15 protein-coding genes are annotated in these 18,810 nt (G+C 37.8%); 7 read left to right on the forward strand and 8 right to left on the reverse strand.

Translation table 11 applies throughout. The annotated features are described in order from the left end of the window. Positions 1-184 precede the first annotated feature (184 nt). The 5 genes from FLEMA_RS0138800 to FLEMA_RS0138850 form a co-directional block, all read right to left on the reverse strand. Complete coding sequence (locus FLEMA_RS0138800; RefSeq protein WP_026996654.1) at positions 185-850, reverse strand: hypothetical protein; 666 nt, start codon at positions 848-850, stop codon at positions 185-187. Between the two features lie 410 nt (positions 851-1,260). Next, positions 1,261-2,763, reverse strand: a complete 1,503-nt coding sequence (locus tag FLEMA_RS0138815; RefSeq protein WP_026996655.1) for a SusD/RagB family nutrient-binding outer membrane lipoprotein — start codon at positions 2,761-2,763, stop codon at positions 1,261-1,263. An 11-nt stretch (positions 2,764-2,774) separates the two neighbouring features. Further along, positions 2,775-5,816 (reverse strand): SusC/RagA family TonB-linked outer membrane protein, encoded by a 3,042-nt coding sequence (locus tag FLEMA_RS0138820; protein ID WP_026997917.1) that lies wholly within the window; start codon positions 5,814-5,816, stop codon positions 2,775-2,777. A 430-nt stretch (positions 5,817-6,246) separates the two neighbouring features. Beyond that, positions 6,247-7,710 (reverse strand): cellulose synthase family protein, encoded by a 1,464-nt coding sequence (locus FLEMA_RS0138845; protein WP_026996656.1) that lies wholly within the window; start codon positions 7,708-7,710, stop codon positions 6,247-6,249. 11 nt (positions 7,711-7,721) lie between these two features. Next, positions 7,722-8,423, reverse strand: coding sequence for a glycosyltransferase family 2 protein (locus FLEMA_RS0138850; protein WP_026996657.1), 702 nt, complete (start codon positions 8,421-8,423; stop codon positions 7,722-7,724). Between the two features lie 122 nt (positions 8,424-8,545). Between FLEMA_RS0138850 and FLEMA_RS71755 the strand changes: the two genes are divergently transcribed. Beyond that, on the forward strand, positions 8,546-9,343 hold the full coding sequence (locus tag FLEMA_RS71755) for a Rossmann-like and DUF2520 domain-containing protein (RefSeq protein ID WP_044172625.1): 798 nt from the start codon (positions 8,546-8,548) through the stop codon (positions 9,341-9,343). After that, on the forward strand, positions 9,340-9,852 hold the full coding sequence (locus FLEMA_RS71760) for a KdsC family phosphatase (protein ID WP_044172628.1): 513 nt from the start codon (positions 9,340-9,342) through the stop codon (positions 9,850-9,852). Before FLEMA_RS71755 ends, FLEMA_RS71760 begins: the two co-directional genes overlap by 4 nt. 71 nt (positions 9,853-9,923) lie before the next feature. Here FLEMA_RS71760 and FLEMA_RS0138895 read toward each other — a convergent pair whose 3' ends face one another. From FLEMA_RS0138895 to FLEMA_RS71765, 3 genes are all read right to left on the reverse strand, one after another. Further along, positions 9,924-10,679: a pirin family protein gene (locus FLEMA_RS0138895; protein ID WP_229359484.1), complete on the reverse strand. Its 756-nt coding sequence runs from the start codon at positions 10,677-10,679 to the stop codon at positions 9,924-9,926. 7 nt (positions 10,680-10,686) lie between these two features. After that, complete coding sequence (locus FLEMA_RS0138900) at positions 10,687-11,214, reverse strand: YceI family protein (RefSeq protein WP_026996659.1); 528 nt, start codon at positions 11,212-11,214, stop codon at positions 10,687-10,689. Positions 11,215-11,322: 108 nt separating this feature from the next. After that, a complete protein-coding gene (locus FLEMA_RS71765; RefSeq protein ID WP_044172631.1) occupies positions 11,323-12,207 on the reverse strand; it encodes a helix-turn-helix domain-containing protein in 885 nt (294 codons plus the stop codon). A gap of 146 nt (positions 12,208-12,353) precedes the next feature. On the opposite strand from FLEMA_RS71765, the gene FLEMA_RS71770 reads away from it, so the two are divergent. The 5 genes from FLEMA_RS71770 (at position 12,354) to lolB1 (ending at position 18,802) form a co-directional block, all read left to right on the forward strand. Then, on the forward strand, positions 12,354-13,655 hold the full coding sequence (locus tag FLEMA_RS71770) for a voltage-gated chloride channel family protein (RefSeq protein ID WP_044172634.1): 1,302 nt from the start codon (positions 12,354-12,356) through the stop codon (positions 13,653-13,655). 151 nt (positions 13,656-13,806) lie between these two features. Further along, positions 13,807-15,036: a M14 family zinc carboxypeptidase gene (locus FLEMA_RS71775; RefSeq protein WP_159102712.1), complete on the forward strand. Its 1,230-nt coding sequence runs from the start codon at positions 13,807-13,809 to the stop codon at positions 15,034-15,036. A 98-nt stretch (positions 15,037-15,134) separates the two neighbouring features. Continuing rightward, entirely contained in the window at positions 15,135-15,767 is a 633-nt protein-coding gene (locus tag FLEMA_RS71780; RefSeq protein ID WP_044172641.1) for a NeuD/PglB/VioB family sugar acetyltransferase, read from the forward strand. A gap of 344 nt (positions 15,768-16,111) precedes the next feature. Then, positions 16,112-17,848, forward strand: a complete 1,737-nt coding sequence (locus tag FLEMA_RS71785) for a tetratricopeptide repeat protein (RefSeq protein WP_052354176.1) — start codon at positions 16,112-16,114, stop codon at positions 17,846-17,848. An 84-nt stretch (positions 17,849-17,932) separates the two neighbouring features. Further along, entirely contained in the window at positions 17,933-18,802 is an 870-nt protein-coding gene (gene lolB1 / locus FLEMA_RS71790; protein ID WP_052354177.1) for a lipoprotein insertase outer membrane protein LolB1, read from the forward strand. Positions 18,803-18,810: the final 8 nt, after the last annotated feature.

Raw genomic sequence — 18,810 nt, forward strand, 5'->3', positions numbered from 1 at the left:
AGGCTTATCAATTGCTCAAATGATAGAAAATTAGGAGCTATTCTTGCAAAAGGCGTTCGAAAGCTAATTTCAAACGCCTTTTACATGTTAAATGATACATCTTTAGCCGCAAAGTATTGCGTCTTTACTGGTGAAAATCACCATTCACTAAATTTGGGATGACTCTTGTTAATTTGAAACTTTATTACTCTTTTTTCACTTTTAAATCTCTAAAATATCCTTCTGTTCCTACATCTACGAAAAGTCCTAATGCTCCAGCAGTGTTATTGCCCAATGATTCGTTGACGATTAAAGAGGGGTGTTCGTTATCGTTTAGAAATAATTTGGATTGTTTGCCTTTAACTACGATTTTGATTTTTATCCATTCGTTCAAACCCATGTCGGCGTAAGATTCATATCTTTCGGGCTTTTCTTTTCTAAGAATATCAAACTTAAAATCAGGAAAAGAAAAATACTGAATCGAATGGTTACGGCGTACTTGGTCGTCGGCTCGGCCGTTGGTCGGACGAATGTAAATACAATCAAATTTTGAATTATCGGCATTGATATGATACGCCAAACCGATAAAGCCGCGGTCGGAAGGAGCAGCCGTTTTCAACAATCTACTTAATACTTTCACTTCAATTATTCCCTCTTGAAAATCAATATTTTTGATACGTACAAATGTCGCTTCATCTACTTTCTTCATGGTCGAATCTTTCACAACTTTTAGTACTTTCATTCCATTGAGTTTTTCAAAAGACATTGATACTTGATTGGCTATCAGATTATTAGGCTCTAAGCTGACTGTTTGAGCCAATAGGTTTTGATATAAAAAAAGGGTAAAGAGTAATATCTGCAAATTTTTCATCTTTTAGATTAACAATGGTTTTTTCGTTATGAAAGCTATTATTTCTTCAAGAAAAGCTCAATACTTGCCCAAGTTGCGGGAAAGTTTTCTAAAAAACAACCGTATCCAGTATTAGGAATAATAGCAATCAGATGCTTAGGAATATATCTTGCTGCGGTATGACTCTTTCTACGGGATTGCCTTCGTCGTGGTTGCCATTACTATTACAGTTCATCTCGGCTCGCCAATACGCAAATTGCTTCATACTTGGGTATTACGCCCGAATTTTTGAGTAAGATTCGGAAAGATTTGAGTAATAGCAAAAAGCCCTCTCTCCAAAAGAGAAAGGGCTGAGGTTTGTAGCGAATATGATTTGACACTATTTTGACTGTTTACAGATGATTCATAAACAACAAATGAATCAAGTAGTGTTAATTAACATCCCACCACACACGAGCCGAAATCATATCGTCACTACCTTGTTTAGAGGCTTCCGTGTTGTTGGTTTGGCGTTCTGTTTCAGGATACATAAAACGCAAAGGGCGGTCATTCGGAGATGCTGCATCCAAAGAGTTAGGAATGGCCGGAACGCCCAATCTTCTGAAATCATTCCATGCTTCAATACTGCTTATGCTGTTTATAGCAAGCCATTTTTGTTCAATAATTCTTGTAATAGTTTCATTGAAGGCTACATTTGACTGTGCTAGATAAGCTGATAATTGAGTCGTAGAAACACCAAAATAAACAAACGATTCTGAAATGGCTTGCTCATATAATGATTTGGCCGATTGGCTCAACCAGCCTCTTTGGGCAGCTTCTGCTTGTAGAAATAAGCTTTCAAAAGAACCCAATAATACAGAAGCCTGTGTGGCACTTTTGAAAAGTCCCGCTGCACGGCTTGTGTTTTCCTGCGGGCCTTTGAAAGCAGAGGTAGCATTTCTATTATACTTACTTTCGGCATTAGGATTACCAAATAATACCCCGTTGTATTGCCCATTTACGGCTACGTATAATTGCTCAATTCTTGGGTCGTTACGTAATTGGTATTGCTGAAGGACAAAGCTCGTCGGGCGAATGTCGATATAATTGGCTGTTGCTACACCTTGCACATTGCGATAATAGTTTTCCCAAAAAGGATTCATTTTGCCAGATGTTAATAAATAACCTGGCTGCACCATTGCCGATTCGCTAGCATCCAAAAAACCGCTACCTTCTTGTGTTATTTTCTGTATTTCTGCCGTAATATATGCGTTATTTCCTGCTTCGCTTTGGCGTAATAATGCACGTAATTTGATGGTATTGCCAAATTTTAGCCATAAAACTTTATTGCCTTTAAAAATAATATCATCAGCATTGGGCTGACTTCCTGCTGTTGCCGATTTAATATCGGTCATCCCTTCCGAGATTAAGGCAATAGATTTTTCATAAACACTCTTACCCGACTCATATCTGGGTGTTGGAAATTTTGTACCTTGAAGCCCTTCGTCGAATGGAATATTATTGTAAAAATCTACCAATCTTAAAAAATGCCAAGCTTGCATTATTTTGGCAATACCTGCATAAAAAGGCGATTTTTCGGAAGTTGCTTGTTCTCTGATAAGTTGATAATAAAGAATATTGGTATAGGCAGTTTCCCAAACAGGAATACCGTCTCTTTGGTGACGAATCGCAGGGCCGTTATAGTTTTTCATATCAGGGAAAAGGTTTACACCTTCGCTGGTTGTACCCCAGTAGCCACCCCAAAATGCACCAATCTGATTGATTTGAATACTTTCCTGATTCACAGAACTTACCAATGCTGCAGGTAATTTAGCACTTAAACTTAAATTTTCTGAAACAGGAGAATTTGGATTATCATTTACGTCCAGAAAATCACTGCATCCTGCTAATGAAATGGAGATAAATAGTAAAAATAATTTAACTATATTTTTCATTTTCTTTTTAATTAGAAGCCAATATTAAATGTGAAACCATACGTTCTGTAAGGTGGTACTTGTCTGAAACTGATGTAGCCATCCGTAGTGTTGTATAAGTATTCAGGGTCACCGTAATTATTGTCTTTGTGTCTGATAATAAACAAGTTGTTTGCTACAAATCCAATTGACGCTTCTTTGAAGTAGCGTTTACTTCCCAATAATTTAGCAGGAATATTGTAGCTAATATTCAACTCTCTGAGTTTGAAATAATCAGATTTTGCAGCGGTATTGCTTTGTACTTCCCCTTGTTTTGTCCAAAAAGCCTTATCTCCTTTTGAGTACACGCTGGTGTTTTCGGTATAAGTACCATCAGCATTTTGAATAACTGAGTTCGGGTAAATAAAAGGTTGTCTGTCAAACTCAGCCGTTCTTGGGTCAGTTCCTGCGGTGTACATACGTGGTACAATCTCAGAATATAACCAGCCGCCCATTCGCCAGTCGAACTGAGCATTCAAGCTAAAGTTTTTGAATTTGAGCATCGAGTTAATACCCATTTGGTAAGGTGGAACCATTGTGCCAAGGTGTACGGGGTCTGAGGCAATCAAAGGCTCTCCTGTTGACGTATTGATAACTACTCGTCCTTGTGGGTCACGCTGATAATCACTTACCTGAAGACTTGGATAGGCTTGTCCGATATTGGCATACGATTGGCGGAAAATATTAAATGAGGTTAATCCTTCATATAATTCTTTTACCTGATTGTTGATGTGGGCAAAAGTAAATCCTGTATTCCAACGTAAATTTTTGCTACGAATAATATCTCCACTTATTGTTAATTCGATAATGTTATTGGTTAAGCGACCCGCATTTACAAGGGCGCTGCTATAACCTGTAGCCCTAGAAGTAGTGGCATTAAAAATTTGTCCTCTCGAATCAGAATAAACATAACTTCCTTCTACATTAAGGCGATTATTGAAAAATGCCAACTGAGCCCCCACTTCTATAGACTTTACAAATTCGGGTTGGATATTAGGGTTCGGGTAACGTGAACTTGGCGTAAAGCCTACAAGGTTTCCAAAAGGAAAACCATTAATTTGGCTGTAAGCATTATTAAGCGAATAAGGGTCTAAAGTAACGTTTCCTGTTCTGTTATAGGAAGCAAAGAACTTTCCATAACTTAATGTAGATTGCTCTTTCAATGCAGGAATAGCATCTGTGAACACAAATGAAGTACTAACACCAGGATAAAAATATGACCTATTTTCTTTACTCAAAACCGAAACCCATTCGTTTCTGCCAGTAAGCGTAAGGAATAAGTAATTTTTATAACCCGTTGTCAATTCCCCATAAGCGGCCATTGAACGGTATTTCGTAATTCCAACGCTTCCTGTTAGTTCGCCGATACGGCTTCCTGGGTTAAATAAATCTGGTAAAGTTAAATTGCTTGAACCTATCGACGTACTTTTGGTTTCGTCGGCACGTAGGTTTTGACCAATAATCATTCTTGTCGAAAAATCACCAATATCTTTTTGAAAAGAAAGAATCAAATCATTGTTGATTCTGCTAAAGTTTTCGTTTCCATCCGTTACCGAGCCATTGATATTTCTTCGGCCAGATGCTTCAAATTTGGCAACGGTACTTCTGGTTTCAGCACTACGAGTGTATAAACCTACTCTTTCAATAATAGATAACCAAGGCATAATAGGGTATTCAAATTCTAATTTCCCATTAAATGTCTTTTGTTTTACACTATTTCTATAAGCCTCTATTTGATGATAAGGGTTTTTCTGAAGGTCGGTAAAGAAGTAAAGCGGATTGGCCATGCTGTTGGTTTCTTGCCAGTTTACCAAAGTCTTATAATCAATATTGGCAGGCAATTGATAAGCCGTAATCCAAGGGCCATCAGGAGTAGTTTCACTAGAAAAATCAGAATAACTTACATTATAGGAGGTTTTGAGCTTGCCAAAACTACGAGTTCCATTGAATCTCCCATTGGTTCTTCGGCTTACATCTTTTGGGATAATTCCTTTTATGTCAACATTTTGTAATGAAAAGAAATAAGTGGATTTATCGTCACCACCCGAAAACGACACATCATTTTGCATATTTACACCCGTCTGGAACAAATCAAGGCGGTTGTCTTTTGAAGGAGCTGCATAAGTGATTTCTGGAGTCGTTCCGTCGGGAAGTGCTGTACCAATCGGCTTTAAAGTACCATCAAAGCTTGGCCCCCAAGATTCATATTGAGTTGGGCTATAAACGCCATTGACACCCTGTCCGAATTTGGTTTGAGCTGGCGGTAGCATAAAAACTTGCGAAAACGTAGTAGTATGCCCAAAGGTAACTCTTCCTTTATCTTTCGTACCATTTTTAGTGGTAATCATAATGGCACCATTTACCCCTTCAGAACCATACAAAGCCGCAGCATTTGCACCTTTCAATACGGTGATACTTTCAATATCGTTGGGGTTGAGTCGGCCGATTTCTGGTACAGGTATGCCATCTACTACATAAATAGGAGCATTTTTGCTACGATTCAAGGAGCGACTCCCACGCATAATAATTTGTAGTTGAGGGTCAACCTTACTGTCGTAAGTGTTTATACGTAAACCTGCCACTTTGCTATTTAACCCGCTTAGAGGGTTCACTGTTTTACCTTGATTGAGGTATTCATTGCTAATAACCTGAGCTCCACCCCCAAACTCTCGGGATGCACGTTTGATACCCAATGCTCCTGTTACTACAACTTCGTCTAGCTGATTGGTTTCTGTAAGTAGTTCAATTATAATACCTTGTGAAAAATGTTTGCTTTCAACGCTTACTTCTTGCCTTTGAAACCCAACAAACGAAACAACGAGAACCTCGCCAACTTTCGCATCAATCTTAAAGCTACCATCTTTTTGAGAGCTAACGCCTTTATCCTTTCCTTTGATTTTAACGTTTGCACCTGCTAATGCTTCTCCTGTTTCTGTTATTACAATGCTCCCTCTCAGTGTTCTTTCTTGTGCAAGGGTAGAATGAATTGATAAGAGCAACAGTAACAAGCTAAATAAGTATACTTGTACTTTCATTTGTATGTGTTTTTAAATGGTATGTGGTACTGATTTTATTTAGACTAATTTTAAATAATGACAAATATAATAATGCTCAACGAAACTTTCCAAGGGTTATAAAGATTAATTCCTCCAATATCGCCAATAGACTGTGGGCAATTAGGCAACAACTCATGCCTACCATAAACTACTCAATTACCATTATTCGTAATGAAATAGTACAAATAAAAGTCAAGATTTTTGTTTGTAATCCTCTGTAAATCAATGCTCAATGATTTTTGTATTTTTAACAGAGTCGTAATCTTCTCGGGCGGTACAGTAGCAAATAATTAAGAGCAAATATGTTATTTTGAGTTACCAAAATTTTTATCTAACAATTGGTACTTTTTCAATCTGTATTTTCAATCGTTTGAAAGATTTTGGACAGTAGGAAAGGTATTTTAGGATACTAATATACTTTTCCTACTGTCCAATGCCATATCGAATAACCACTTACAGCACCAAAACCCCATGTTAGCATAGAATGGAATAATAGCATGAGGGTATCACCTAATTGTATATCGTGGTAACAAGCCCTTGCAAAAAATAAAGTGAGGCTAATTTCTATCCATGTGAGTATATTGAGACTGGTTGAGCTATAGGTTTTTTTTGTCCAACTTTCAGTTCGATTCTTAATACCAAGTTTAGGTGTTCTGACAAATGGTGTTTTTTTACCCCAATAACCCTCCAATACAGCCAAAGAATTATGTAGAGAAAGTCCCATCATAAAAGATAAAAACAGTGGAAATTTGATAAAAAAATCCATTTTAACCCCCTGTTTTTGATAAGAAACCCAATAAAATAGGGCTAAAATAAACAGGCAAATATGAAAAATATTAGCTAAAACAAATAGAGTTGAATATGTGCCACTACGAGCAATATCCTGAATGATTCCGCTAAGCAAGGATAGTGCTAATAATGCAATAAAAGTGGCTGAATTCATCAAATGAAAAGAGGCATGTAACTTTGTTTTCCATGAAATACGATTATTTTGCCATACTTTTTTTAGGTGTTTTTTACAACATTCGGCCGCTCCTTTGGTCCATCGGCGTTGTTGTGCTTTTAGGGCATTCATCTCTACGGGTAGTTCTGCAGGCGATGATAAATTTGCTAAATAAACAAACTGCCATCCTTGTAGCTGGGCTCTATAGCTCAAATCAAGGTCTTCGGTAAGGGTATCGGCCGACCACCCACCAGCCTGAATAATGGTTTCTTTTCTCCAAATACCACCTGTACCATTAAAGTTGATAAAATGGTATCCTTTATTTCTGGCAGTTTGTTCGATATTAAAATGGGCATCTAACCCAAAAGCCTGAAGTTCGGTAATAAGTGAATAGTCACGGTTGAGGTGTGTCCATCGGCTTTGTACAAGTCCTACAAGGGGATTTTGGAAATAAGGGATAGTTTCTTGTAAAAAGTGTTTTTCAGGTAAAAAATCAGCATCAAAAATAGCAACAAACTCTCCCTGAGCTTGTTGTAGCCCCCAAGCCAAAGCCCCAGCTTTAAAACCAACCCTAGTGGGTCGTTGGAGGTGTTTGATATTAAAGCCCAATTGTTGTTGTTGTAAAACAGTTGCTTGTGCTATTGCTAGTGTTTCATCGGTCGAATCGTCAAGTACTTGTATTTCGAGGAGGTGTTGAGGGTATTCAATGGCACAAACAGTATTAATAAGTCTTTCTACTACATATTTTTCATTAAAAATAGGCAGTTGTATAGTTACTTTGGGCAAAGATGACAGGCTGATGATAGCACTAATAGGCACACTTGTTTGTGACTTTCGCCTATAAATCATGACCAAGTCGAGTTGTAATAGGCTATAAATAAAGATAAAAATCAATGGGATAATATAAGCAACAATAACGATTTTTTCCATGAGATAACGTTTTACAGGTATTTGAATATCCAAGATAGAATTTTGTATCCTGCTAAAATAGTACCTTTTAGCGTACCCGATACCTTAGAATACCCAATTCGAGGTTTATAACTTACAGGTACTTCACAAGTTTGTAATTGTTGTTTTGCTGCTTTGAGTTGCATTTCTACAGTCCATCCATAGGTTTTGTCTTGCATATTCATGGCTAGTAGTTTTTTGTATTTAATGGCTCTAAAAGGCCCCAAATCGGTATATTTTACACCATATAACAAAGCAATAAGCCGAGTTGCCAGCCAGTTTCCAAAGATTTGCTGTGGTGTAATCGAGCCTTTTAGTTTTTTGCCCAAAGTTCTCGACCCAATCACAAGGTCTTTGTTGTTCTGAATAATGGGTGCAATCACCAAAGGTAATTCTTCGGGATAATCAGAGTAGTCGGCATCGAGGAAAACAATAATATCGGGCTGAATATTTTGCTCTTGAACGTAGTTAATACCTTTAAGGCAAGCAAAACCATAACCTTGTTGGGTTTCGGTAAGAACAGTTGCCCCAGCCTTTTGTGCAACCTCTGCTGTTTGGTCGCTCGAATTATTATTTACTACGATAATTTGTGAAACGATATTTTTGGGAATAGCCTCAATCACTTTTGCTACAGCTTGTTCTTCGTTGTAGGCTGGAATAATTACGGTTATTTTGTGGGTCTTAACTAAAGTCATGGCTTCGATATGTGGTTTGATTCTCCAAATCTAAGACCTTTCTAAGATATTTAGGGCATTATTTTTACTTAATAGCCTTATCTTTGTTGAATACAGTCAACCATTTTATTTCAGATTAACAGGTGAAAATATCATTCATTGGAGCTGGGAATGTCGCATGGCATTTGTCGCAGGCTTTTGAGAGTGCCAACTACAGTATCAACGAGGTGTATAGCCGTAACCCTGCCAATGCCCGTGCATTGACTCAGCAGCTTTATAATGCTCAAACACACAGAGGTTTAGATTTTTCTTCTTCAGTTTCTCAAATATTCTTCCTTTGTGTAACAGATGACGCAATGGAGGAAGTTATTCGGAATTTATCACTACCTGTAGGGGCTATATTGGTACATACGTCGGGTAGCAAAACATTGCGTGATTTACAGGAGTTAGTAGAGGTTTATTTGGATGAATCTATTAAGATTGGAGTGTTCTATCCACTGCAAACTTTTACAAAAATGTTCCACGTGGATTTTAAAGAAATTCCTATTTGTCTGGAATCCAATGACTTAGATGTGGAAAGCTTGTTGATAACTCTTGCTCAAGACATTTCAGATATTACTTATGCCGTAAATTCAGATGAAAGAAAGGTATTACACCTAGCTGCGGTGTTTGCTTGTAACTTCACGAATCACCTTTGGGGAATTGCTCAGGAATTGATGAAAACCAATGATTTGGAGTTTAAATTACTAGAGCCGCTTATCAAAGAAACCCTAAGAAAAGCATTGGATGCCAAAGATATTTTTGAGGTACAAACTGGCCCTGCTCGTAGAAATGACAAAGAGGTTGTACAGCGACAAATGGCCTATCTGAAAGATATGCCCGCCTACCAAAAAATCTATGACAGCATCACCAAGAACATAATAGAAACAAATGCACTATGATAAATCAAGAAAAACTCAATCAAATAACAACCTTTGTGTTTGATATTGATGGCGTAATGACAGACGGCTCGGTACATGTACTCGAAACGGGCGAGCATTATCGTACATTTTATATTCGTGATGGTTATGCCCTAGAAAGAGCCGTAAAAGCAGGTTATAGAATTTGTGTTATTACTGGCGGTAAGCATGATGGTGTAAAAAAACGCTTAGAAAACCTTAAAATTCACGATGTATTTATGGGTTCGGGAGGAAAAAGTAAACTCGAAATCTATGAAGGTTGGTTGGCTAATTCGGGCGTGAAGGAAGAAGAAATCTTGTATATGGGCGACGATATTCCCGACTATCAGGTCATGGAGCGTCCACATCTTTTTGCCACTTGTCCAGCCGATGCCTGCGATGAAATTTTGGCTATTTCACAATATGTATCACCATTCAACGGAGGCCGTGGAGCTGTTAGAGACATCATTGAGCAAGTAATGCGTGCCAAAAATGAATGGTTGGTATTTTAATTACCATATTTTTACGACATAAAAAATCCTGTATTGGATACCCAACACAGGATTTTTTGAATACAATACTATTAAAGCATAGGAACTTCCATCAATAGTAGCTCGACACCATCGGTAGTTTTGAAGTCTACTTGGTCGATATTTTCAAGGCCAAGGCCATCTCTTGTTGCTAATTTTTCGCCAGTGGTTTCTACCTCTCCCTTTACCACAAAAACATATAAACCATTGCCTGGACGTTTAATTTGATAAGAAAACTCTTGTCCTGGATCAAAATTTCCCATACTAAAATAGGCGTATTGATGTATCCAAAGAGCATCGTCAGATTGGTCGTCGGATGGACTCACTAACAATTGAAAACGATTTTGACGGCCTGCTAAGTCAAACGATTTTTGGTCGTAACGAGGTTTTACATTTTCCGCATTCGGAAATAACCAAATTTGGAACAAAGTGAGAGCTTGGTCTCGTAAGTGATTAAACTCTGAGTGGTATACACCCGTTCCAGCACTCATTACTTGTACCTCGCCAACAGTGATAACACCTTCGTTACCAAAGTTGTCTCGGTGAGCAACCACGCCCGAAGTAGGAATCGTAATGATTTCCATATTGTCGTGTGGGTGCATTCCAAAGCCTTTTCCTCCAGCAATATAATCATCATTCAGTACTCGCAAAGCTCCAAAATGAACCCTTGAAGGGTCATAATAACCAGCGAAAGAGAATGTTAAATTAGTTTTCAACCAGCCGTGGTCGGCTTTTCCTCTTGTGTTGGCAAGATGGAGTGTTTTCTTAACAGTATTCATGGGGTACTCCTTTCTTTGATGATTTCTCATCGTATTATTATGCTTGTTTTACTAATTGGATATTACCAACAAGTTTTACTTCTTCGCTTACTAAAGCACTACCAGCTTCGGTGATGGCATTCCAAGACAAACCGAAATCTTTACGATTGATTTTACCTTTTACTTCAAAACCAGCTTTTACATTTCCCCAAGGGTCAGTAGCAGTTCCTTCATAATCGACATCGAATGTTACTGGCAAAGTTACTCCTTTGATAGTAAGGTCGCCAGTTAATTTAAAATCGCTACCATCTTTAGTGAATGATGTTGACGTAAATGATAAAGTAGGGAAAGCCTCGGCATCGAAGAAATCACCGCTTTTCAAGTGGCCATCACGTTGTTCGCTGTTGGTGTTGATAGAAGCAACATTAGCTTCAAATGTGATTTTTGCATCAGCAAAACCTTCACCTGCTTCAACTGTTCCTGAAAATTCTTGGAAATGACCAGTTACTGTTGTAATAACCAAGTGCTTTACTTTAAACTGTACTTCTGAGTGTGCTGGGTCGATTGCCCATGTTGTAGTTGACATAATATTGTTGTTTTTTGTTATAACTAATTTGATGATACAAATATATGTATATACATTTAATGTAGTGATATATAAATTACGGAATAACTTGTCGATTTTACGGATTTGCTAAAAAACTTGTTTAAAAGAGGGTTGAAACAACTGTTTTTTATAATCAGAGAAGGTTATTCCTGCGTTATTTTTAAAGTATTTTGAAAAATGAGCCTCATCGTCAAAGCCCATCTCGTAGGCAATTTCTTTGGCCGACAACATACCAAAATTGGCTTTTCGTTTAATTTCAAGAATAACCCGTTGTTTGATATGCTCGGAGGCTGGCATTCCAGTTATTTTTTTTACCGTATCGTTCAGATGGCTTGGTGTAACACCAAGACTTTCGGCATAATCGGCCACTTTGCTTTTTTCTTGAAAACGCTCTTCTACTAAATCTTGAAAGCGACGAACCATACAAATAGCTTTTGACGATTCTACGGTATTGGTCATTTGTGAAGAAAAAAGTCTAGAGCAACTAATCAAAAACATTTTTAATAAAGAACGCAGCATTTCATCTTGAAAATTGGCATTAGCCCCAATTTCGTCCTGCATTTTTTTGATGAGTTCTTCTAAACCTTGGGTGGCGGTAATATCTAATTGAAAGGACTTAAACTGAAGAATATTGTGAAACAGCCCAGAGTTAATCAACAATTCTCGATTATTTTCGAAAGTAGAAAAAAAGTCACTACCAAAAGAAATCACATAACCCTGAGGAGGCTGTACCAAATGAAAAATATGGGCTTGCCCTGGCGACAAAAACCAAAATGAATTAGGCTCTAGGGGGTATTCGTTAAAATCAACAATATGGGTGCCTTCTCCTTCTTTTACCCAGATAATCACGTAATAATCGTGTTTGTGCATCTCTTGGATAGTATTTTGGCGGTTAACATCTATCCATTGCATCGTATTAACCTCAATGTGCATTTTAGAGGAACTAACCTCGTCGAGTCGAAGCGTTTTCATATCATTGAATCTATTACAGTATAGGACAACAAGCAATACACCTGTTATTGTCAAATATACAAAATGAATAGGCTAACAGGAAATTATATTAATCAATGCCTAAAATTAAAAGGATTGTCTATTAATATTCTAAAACGTAATTTTGTATGATGAATTTACAAATATTAGCGCTAAAATTTACCCTGAAATGGATGATAGTATGTACAATAGTAGGTGCTATTGTGGGTTCGGCATCGGCTTTTTTTTTGGTATGGCTCGACTGGGCAACTCACTATCGTGAGCAGCATACTTGGATAATAGCCTTTTTACCAATAGCTGGCTGGGTTGTAGGAAGCCTGTATTATTATTGGGGGGCAGATATTGCAAAAGGAAACAACCAACTCATTGAGGAGTTACAGCAGCCTCAGTCGGTAATTTCGCTCAAGATGATGCCTTTCATTTTGCTGACAACTGTTATTACCCATTTGTTTGGAGGCTCGGCCGGGCGAGAAGGTACAGCAGTACAAATGGGCGGAGCATTAGCCGACCAAGTGAATAAATGGAATAGATGGCTTGATAATGTTTTTTTCTTAAAAAAACTATCTCTCAAGAATTTAGCACTAGACAATGCCGAGCAAAAACTCAATCGCAAGATTATTTTGTTGGCGGGTATTAGTGCAGGTTTTGCATCGGTCTTTGGCACGCCTTTGGCTGGAACTGTCTTTGCCTTAGAAGTAGCAATTATTGGGAAAATGCGTTACGAAGCCATATTGCCAAGTTTGCTAAGTGCCGTTGTGGCCGATTATGTCTGTCAGGATATTTGGCATGTTGGTCATACACATTACTTTATAGCAGAAATACCTAAACTATTGCCCCAAACCATCATTTGGTCGATATTGGCAGGGTTATGTTTTGGTCTGATGGGCTTATTTTTTGCTCAAATTACACATTTTTGGAGTAATATTTTCAAGAACAAAATAGCATATCCTCCCCTACGCCCAGTAATTGCGGGTAGTATTATTGCTATTTTAGTATGGTTATTAGGCTCGCAAAGGTATATTGGCTTAGGGGTGCCTGTCATTGTAGAGTCGTTTACTCAACCATTGCCAGTATATGATTTTTTGGCAAAAACTTTTTTTACCTCCTTAACACTCGGTGCTGGCTTTAAGGGGGGCGAAGTCACTCCACTATTTTATATTGGTGCTACACTAGGCAACACCCTTGCCCATATTATTCCTTTACCTGTAAGCCTACTGGCTGGAATGGGTTTTGTGGGAGTATTCTCTGGTGCATCCAATACACCACTGGCCTGTACCCTCATGGGGATCGAGCTATTTGGTATAGAAGCGGGCGTTTATATAGCCATTGCTTGTATTGTGGCCTATGTATTTTCGGGAACAATGGGTATCTATGCTTCACAGGTAGTTGGTGTACCCAAAGTTGCACGGCATGACACCGATTATTTATAACGCTACCAAGCCAACAATTCTGGTAATGTTTTAACAATAGCTAAATCATATCATTCGGTTAATGAGATAAACACAGCCCGAAATAGTAACTTTGGACTGTTTTTATCTCAGGAGCTTTATGGATACAAAAATTATCTTTATTTTACTTATAATGACAACATTGTCTCAGCTTTCAGCACAGAACTTTAACAAACAATTATATGATACTTACGATACTTATCGTGAGAAAAGCATTACAAAACGACGATTTGGTTATACAACGCTAGTAAGTCTTCTTCAGAAAATCAAAGAGAATCCACAGTTTGAGGTCAACGTTGTAGAAAAATCTACTGAAGGCCGTGATATTTATTTGGCAAAAATAGGCCACGGCTCTACCAAAGTGATGTTGTGGTCACAAATGCACGGCGACGAAGCCACCGCCACGATGGCATTGATGGATATTTTTAATTTCTTCCAAAGCAAAGATTCGCAGTTTGACAATATGCGAAAAGAACTTTTGAGCCAGTGCACTTTCTATTTTGTTCCAATGCTCAACCCCGATGGTGCAGAGGCTTGGACACGCTACACCGCTTTGGGAATCGACATGAACCGTGATGCAATAGCCCTACAAACCCCCGAAGGAAGGCTATTGAAAAAATTAATCATGGAGTTAAAACCTACATTTGGTTTTAATTTGCACGACCAAGGTCGTCGTTATTCGGCAGGAGCAACAGGCAACCTTGCAACGATTTCTTTTTTGGCAACAGCCTACAACGAAGCCCAAGAAGTAAATGATGTACGAAAAAAAGCAATGCAACTAATTGTACAACTGAATCGAGGCTTACAAAACTATATTCCCAACTCGGTAGGTAAATGGCCAGCCGATTTTGAGCCAAGAGCTTTTGGCGACAATATCCAAAAATGGGGAACGTCGTTGGTATTAATCGAATCGGGAGGCTATAAAAACGACCCCGAAAAACAGTATATTCGTCAACTCAATTATGTGACTATTTTAGCTGCATTTGAATCAATAGCACATAAATCCTACAAAAATGAATCAATAGCCGAGTATGATCTGTTGCCTGTAAATAGCAAAACTATATTCGATCTAATTGTAAGAAATGTTGTTTTGAAAAAAGGAAATACCTCCTACAAGGTAGATTTAGCCATAAATAGAAACGAAAAACCCGTACAAGGACGAGATTACTTTACCAATTCGAGCGAAATAGAAGAAATCGGCGATATGTCTGTTTTCTTTGGAACAGACGAAATCGATGCCACAGGTTTAGAACTTGTTGCAGAAAAGGGTATCAGTTTGGGAATGAAAGCCGACTTCACTTTGTTGAAAAATGGAGTTACTTTGTACACCATCAAAAATGGCGTAATAATTGGTAAAGAATAAATATATTAAGTTTGTAGAAAAGAATACTATCCATCTTTCTAACTAATTGTCATAAAAGGAAATGGCAATTCCCATTTCTCATAAATAGAATAAATTACATGGAGAATCCCGTGATTATTATTGGAGCCAATGGCTTGGGTGCTGTAGCACTAGATATTTTTAAAAGAAATAACGTAGTGGTTTATGCTTTTTTAGATGATGATGCCAAATTACACAATACCGAAATCGATGATGTGGTTGTGATGGGCTCGCCCGATGATGAAGGTTATACCAAACTAATCGGTAAAAAGTGTGAGGCATTTGTAGCAATAGACGAAGCAAAAGTGCGTAAAAATATCGTAGAAATGTTGCACGATGTACGTAAAGTTCAGCCTGTCAATGCCATTCATGACCAAGCCGTTATTTCGTCGAATAGTGCTATTGGGCATGGCAATTTGGTTTCGGCAGGTGTTATTATCAACCCCAGAGCCAACGTCGGCAACCATAATATTATACATAGCAAAGTATTAATAGATTACGATGCCAAAATTAGCGACTACGTACAAATTGGTGCAGGAAGCGTAATCGGTGCAGGTGCCGAAATCGAAGATAATGCTTTTATTGGTACTGGTGTAACCATTGTTGGAGGTGTCAAAATAGGCAAAAGTGCCAGAATCGGAGCAGGTTCTGTAGTGATTGAAAATGTCAAAGCCCGTGAAACTGTATTTGGCAACCCAGCCAAGAAAGTATAAGTTGTTATAAAAAACAAAAATGATATAACGTTCAGTGTAAGAAATATAACATTTCAAGGTACTGAACGTTATTTTCCTATCATCTGTACCGTTCAGAAATAGAAACGTTCTACTGCACAAGAGGCTAATCAAACCGCTATTAAATTGATAATATGCTTGTGATAAAGCTTATTATCCTGTATTTTCATATTTTATCAAATTTGGGGGTTCGATACTTTTGGGTGAAATACTTAGATTTCAGAGACTTGAAAAGAATTTTAGTAACTTTGCCCCAATAAACCTGTAGTGCATCACCCATATAATGCCATTTAATGATAAATCACCGTATGTACTACTCAATAAATATGAGACTTAGCTTAAAAAATATGATGCTTCTGGGGGCTATTTGGTTAATAGCGTTGTATCAAGGTGTAGCCCAAAAAAAAGATTCTAACGCCAAAAGTAAGAATGAAGTTACGCCTGCACAGTTACTTGAAGCGGAGTCGCTATTTACAGAAGGAATGAAGTTCTATATGATGGAGGATTATGCCAAAGCCATAACTCCTCTTGAAAAGGCTCTAGCAATTACGCCTAAAAACAGCGGTGTTCTTTACGAAATAGGTAATGTATATCAAAAACTCAGAGAAGAAGAAAAAGCCATTGCGTATTTGCAAAAAGCCCTCGAACAAGATGCCAATAATGCCACCTACAATGAGGTTCTAGCCGATTTGTACGTAAAAACAAAAAAATTACAAGAGGCCGAAAAAATCTACCAAAAACTGGTGAGTTTGTATCCCAACAAAGCCGAATATTATATTCAGCAGGCAGCAGTATACATTTTTGATAATAGAATCGACGACGCTCTTAAAGCTTTTGATAGAGCCGAAAAAGTATTGGGGCTAAACGATGAAATTTCGCACCAAAAACAAGCCCTTCTACTAAAGTTAGGTAAAGTAGACGATGCCATCAAGGAGGGTGAAAAATTGATAGCCTCCGACCCCGACGATATGGATTATACTATCGACCAAGCCGAACTACTAATGTCGAACAAACGCAATGAGCAAGCTATACCATACCTAGAAAAAATACTAAAAATCAATCCTAGCAATGCACAAGCACATGTAATGTTAGCCCAATTGTACCAAGAAAAGGGCGATATAGATAAATGTAACAAAGAATTAGAACTAGCCTTTGCCGACCCAAGCCTAGATGTCAATACCAAAGCTCGTATTTTGATGAGCTATGTGTCGATGATGAAAGATGACAAATCGAAAGAAACAGCTTTTAATTTGGTAAAAACACTGGTAGCAGCTAATCCAAGCGACCCCAAGTCGCACGCAATATATGGAGATTTGTTGTTTCAAAAAGGCGATGTGCCTGCCGCTCGCAACGAATATGTCAAAGCCGCTCGTTTGGACCGCTCTGTCAATGAGGTTTGGGGAAGAATTATCCAACTCGATTTTGACCTGAACCAAATAGATAGTGCCATTGTACACTCTGAAGAAGCCATAGAGGTATTTCCAAACCAATCACTTTTTTGGTATTTGAACGGCTCCGCTTATTACCGAAAAAGAAACCATGAAAAAGCCATAGAGGCATTGGAGGAGGCTCGCCGACTAGCTCCAGAGGGGTATGAGCTAACACAACATATTTATGCTCAGTTGGGCGATACCTACAATAGTTTGGGTAAACACGATAAGTCGGACGAAGCTTATGAAGCAGCCTTGAAAGAAGACCCTAACAACGACCACGTACTTAATAATTATAGCTATTTCCTGACCCTTCGCAAAGTCAAACTCGAACGTGCGGCTCAAATGGCAGGCCAGTTAGTACAAAAACACCCCAATAATGGCACATATTTAGATACCTATGCGTGGGTTTTGTACGAAATGAAAGATTATAATAAAGCCAAAATCTATTTGGAAAAGGCTGTAGAAAATAATATCAACAAAAGTGGTACTATTATCGAACACTATGGCGATGTTTTATTCCAATTAGGCGAAAAACAAAAAGCCGTAGAACAATGGAAAAAAGCCAAAACTACAGGCGGAACAAGCACCCTTATCGATAAAAAAATTACAGAACAAAAACTCATAGATTAAATATTGCTGGTATATACGTCCTTATACCATACAATACTCAAACAGACAAAAGCTAATTGCTTTCATCATTCTTTAAAATATAAAATGAACCAACTAACAAAATTGAGCTTAGTTATTTTACTTTTTGTGTCTGCCTGTAAAAAACAAGCTATCTATAAATCTCCCGACCTCAATACGGCTAAAGTAGATACCATATTAGTAAACAGCAATGTCGTAACTGAAAAAGCAGATTCGTTAAAAACGCCAGAGGGTACAATCACCCCCAAAACAGACGACTTAGAGTCAGATAGAGTGAATATCGATGAGGTAGATTTCAAATACCTAAAAGGCAAAGCAAAAGTGGGGATTAAAAGCACAGAAGTAAATCAAACTGTAAATGTTGATATTCGAGTAAAGAAAGATAGTTTGATTTGGCTCAATGTATCAGTTCCTGGTTTGCCAGTATCCATTGCCACAGCAGTATTTACGAAAGATTCTGTTAAGCTTTACAACAAATACGAAGGTAATTACAACGAATATCCTTACGAACTATTCTCTGAAAAATTCAAGTTTAATCTTAACTTTGATATTCTACAAGCCCTGATCGTTGGAAATAGACCCTTTAAAAAGAATAAATCAAGGGTTATTCGCGAAAATGAATACTTTTTGTTGAAACAGCATGAAGGAAAAGTGCAGATTGATAATTATATTGGGCAAGATAAAAAACTCAAAAAGCTTTTGATGACCCAAGAAGTTACGAATACCAAACTTTCGATGGACTTCAATGATTTTACTACCCTAAATAATTACGTTTTTCCCCTATCCAATTTGGTAACGGTCGAATATAAATCTGAAAAAGACCAAAAGGTTTACCAAACAGTTATTAATATAAAACATACAAAAGTAGAATTACTAGACGAGCCTTTGCAATTTCCATTCAAGGTGCCTGAAAAACTTTTGCAGAAAAAGAACTAACACATTAT

It is taken from the genome of Flectobacillus major DSM 103 (assembly GCF_000427405.1).
Lineage (GTDB): Bacteria > Bacteroidota > Bacteroidia > Cytophagales > Spirosomataceae > Flectobacillus > Flectobacillus major.